This window comes from Mycobacterium sp. (assembly GCF_049673265.1).
Classification (GTDB): Bacteria; Actinomycetota; Actinomycetes; order Mycobacteriales; family Mycobacteriaceae; genus Mycobacterium.
This window is the reverse complement of record NZ_JBATXN010000479.1, coordinates 1-3249: the sequence shown is the minus strand read 5'-3', so window position 1 is coordinate 3249 and position 3249 is coordinate 1. Positions and strand designations below refer to the sequence as shown.

Annotated in this window: 6 protein-coding genes; 5 read left to right on the top strand and 1 reads right to left on the bottom strand. The window is 65.1% G+C overall.

What is annotated here, in order from left to right:
- From WBF82_RS16600 to WBF82_RS16580, 5 genes are all read left to right on the top strand, one after another.
- Window positions 1-427 (top strand): C40 family peptidase (locus tag WBF82_RS16600; RefSeq protein ID WP_424384067.1); only part of this gene is annotated, 427 nt, incomplete at its 5' end.
- Between the two features lie 44 nt (window positions 428-471).
- Window positions 472-834 (top strand): DUF4226 domain-containing protein, encoded by a 363-nt coding sequence (locus WBF82_RS16595; RefSeq protein WP_424384066.1) that lies wholly within the window; start codon window positions 472-474, stop codon window positions 832-834.
- 91 nt (window positions 835-925) lie between these two features.
- On the top strand, window positions 926-2308 hold the full coding sequence (locus tag WBF82_RS16590) for a DUF4226 domain-containing protein (protein ID WP_424384065.1): 1383 nt from the start codon (window positions 926-928) through the stop codon (window positions 2306-2308).
- Between the two features lie 41 nt (window positions 2309-2349).
- On the top strand, window positions 2350-2667 hold the full coding sequence (locus WBF82_RS16585; RefSeq protein ID WP_424384064.1) for an ESX-1 secretion-associated protein: 318 nt from the start codon (window positions 2350-2352) through the stop codon (window positions 2665-2667).
- Window positions 2664-2978, top strand: a complete 315-nt coding sequence (locus WBF82_RS16580) for a DUF2694 family protein (RefSeq protein ID WP_424384063.1) — start codon at window positions 2664-2666, stop codon at window positions 2976-2978. The genes WBF82_RS16585 and WBF82_RS16580 overlap by 4 nt, the downstream gene beginning before the upstream one ends.
- Window positions 2979-2990: 12 nt before the next feature.
- On the opposite strand, the gene WBF82_RS16575 is transcribed toward WBF82_RS16580, so the two are convergent.
- Complete coding sequence (locus WBF82_RS16575; RefSeq protein WP_424080578.1) at window positions 2991-3134, bottom strand: hypothetical protein; 144 nt, start codon at window positions 3132-3134, stop codon at window positions 2991-2993.
- Window positions 3135-3249: the final 115 nt, after the last annotated feature.

Genomic DNA, 3249 nt, shown 5'->3' with positions numbered 1-3249 from the left:
CCGGCATCGGGCGGCGTTGCGCGCGTTGCGCTATCGAGTCGTGCGGCGCGCCGGTCACCGGGCCGGGCTGCGGTTGCCGCCGGCCCACACCCGCGCCGGGATCGCGGTGCGGGCCGCGCTCTCGCGGTTGGGCAGCCCGTACGTCTGGGGCGCAACCGGGCCCAACCGATTCGACTGTTCTGGGTTGACCCAGTGGTCCTATGCGCGGGCCGGAATCCACTTGGACCGCACTACTTATCAGCAGATCTACGACGGAATTCCGGTCCCGCCTTCCCAGGCCCGTCCGGGCGACCTCGTCTTTCCCAGCGCCGGACACGTGCAGCTGGCCATCGGCAACAATCTGGTCGTGGAAGCACCTCATGCCGGCGCGACGGTCCGGATCAGCCCGCTGGGCACCGGCGTGCAGATCAGACGCCCAGTGGGGTAACGGCAATGGTTGTTGAGGGTCCGGGCCGTGAGTACGGTCAAGCTATGCCAGAGCAGGCCGGGCAGTCGATCGCGGCGATCGGGGAACGGCAAGCCGCGCTGTCGAGACAACACGACGCAGCTGCTGATGCCGATCGTGCTCTCTCGGAAGCGCTCGCCAGTGCGCATGCGGCCACGGTCGAGGGTGTCAGGCGCCTCGACGCCATCGCCGCCGAAATCGACCGCGCTGTCGCGAATCAGACTGCCGTTGGGCTTGATACCGCGATCGGTGCGCGCGAGCTCCAAAGGTTTCTGATCGCCAAGCAACGCGAGATTCTGGCGGTGGTGTCTGATGCCCACGAGCTCGCGGTTGCGAAAAAGGCTGCGCTGGACAAGTTGGCGGAGCACTACACCACCTCCACCGGCTAGCGGTCGATCGCGTTATCACAATCCACACGAGTGAATTGTCTGCCCCCCGGACTCCTGGCTACTGTCGCCAGCATGTTCGCTCGGGTAGGCAATGGCTACGCCTGATGACGTGCTTGCCGCGGCCGAGCACGTCACCGGGTACACCGGCGACCCGAAAGCGTGGTTGGCCGGTCTGACACCACAAGACATCACGGACGCGACGACGCTATCTACGGCAAGCCCGCAGCGGCTCGACGGCATCGTTGCCAGAATCCGCCAACAGCATCCGGATCTGTTCGACGCAAGGACAGGCACGATGATCGTTCCGCCGCGAATAACCTCCGATCGTCAAGAGGGCGCCGCCGCCGATGCCATTAGAGACGCGGAAGCTGCCCTCGCACACCAAAACTCGGCGACCGCGCAGGTCGACCTGCAAGTGGTCACCGCAGTTCTCAATGCGCACCAGCGCAACGCCGAGGGCAGGGGAGCCCTGAACAAGCTGCAGCACGAAATCGAGGCGGCGGTCACAACACGATCCGATCTGGACACCCCGGCCGGAGCGCGCGACTTCCAGCGATTCCTGATCGGCAAACTCCGCGATATCCGCGATGTGGTGGCCAACGCGAGCCTCGACGACACGTCGAACTCAGCACTGATGGCCGCATGGACTTCGCTGTACGAGTCCGCCAAGCCGGAAGGCGATGGGGGCGAACATGGTCGGCCGACCGCCGCGCCCGCCGGCTCCCCAGCGGAAAGCCCGCCCGCAACAGCCGATACGGCAGCCGACCCCTACCTGGACTCGCTGCCCCTTGACGATTCCGGATTGCCGCCCGAAGAGGCACCGGCACAAGCGCCGTCGCCATCGCCGCCGCCGATGACCCCGGCGATGCCGAGTATTCCGTCATTCGGCGGGGGAGGGTTGCCGGGCGGATTTCCGCTTTCCGGGCCGCTGCAGAGCGGCGACGATGAACGTTTACCGAAGGACCTCGACGACGCACTGCTGGATGCAGGCGACCCTGAAGACGAACCATCCGCCGATACGGACGGCGATGAGCAGACGGACCAGCACGACGCGGACCCCGCGGCGGTGCAGCCGACCGCCGGCCCAACGACCATCTCACTGCCCAACGGGGAAACCGTCACCGCGGCCAATCCTCAACTCGCAGCGGCCATCCAGGCGGCAGCGACTGGGACGCCGATCGCAGACGCGTTCCGTCAGGAGGGGATGACCATTCCGCCGCCGGGGACAGCAGTCACCGACCCGGTCGACCCGTCGCGGCTCACACCCGGGGATATCGGCATGCTGACCGATCGCCACGCGCTTGCCCTCGGCCAGAGCCGGGCTCTGCTCAACGGTCAGATCCAGCACATTTCCACCGTGAACGGGCCCAGCTTCCTAGGCTGGGAGCACCCACCTGGACCGGTCACCGCAGCCGCACCGGACCGGACCGACCCACCGGCACCCACAAGGCCGGCTAGCGCCGAAAAACCGTAAGAAAAATCCGGCGCCGCCGGCACATCAAGAGGAGACAGCGGATGGCAGACCGAATCCACGTGGTGCCCGACAATTTGCGTCAAGCCGCCGGACACCACCAAGAGACATCCGAATATCTGCGGACCCTGCCGTCGTCGCACCAGGCGATTCAGGAAAGCCTGGACTCGCTGGGTCCGATTTTCGGTGAGTTGCGGGAGGCCGGCCGCGAACTTCTCGAGCAACGACGCTTGTGCTACGAGCAGCAAGCCGACAGTCACTCGGAAATAGCGGACAACCTGACAAAATCGGCCAACATGTGGGAAGCGCAGGATGCCGAGTCTGCCCAAGAAATCAAACGCATCTCTGACGGCGGTCGATGACTGAGGCCGATCCGGCGTTCGACACCGTGCACCCGAGCGGGCACATTCTCGTCCGCTCCTGCCGCGGCGGCTATATGCACAGCGTCACGCTGAGCGATGCGGCGATGAACACGGATGCGGAGAGTTTGGCACAGGGCATCATGCTGACCGCCGACGTCTCCTATCTCAAGGCAGTGATGGAAGTGCGCGGCGAAATCGTGGCGGCCGGTTACACCCCGTCCGCCGAAGTCCCGACCGCCCAGGACCTCGACGTTGCGATTGAGCGGCTGGTGGCACATGAGTTACACCGCCGAGACGGCGTGCAGCAATAACGAGGGTCTGACCTAACGGATCCAGGTCTTGACGGCGTCGCGATCCGGAGCGATATCGGAGGGCGGCTGGACCGGATTAGCACCGAACAACTCTCGCGCTCGGCCAAGCAGCGCGCGTACTTCGTTCAGCTGCTGTTGCAGCCCGGAATCAGCCACAGACTTAAGCTACCGATACCAGGTTATTCGCACAATTCACCACTGCTCGCTAAACACTTGGGCAGGGCTTTTAACGGCTCTCCGCCCGCCTTTGTGGGCCCGCCAAAGAGTGAGT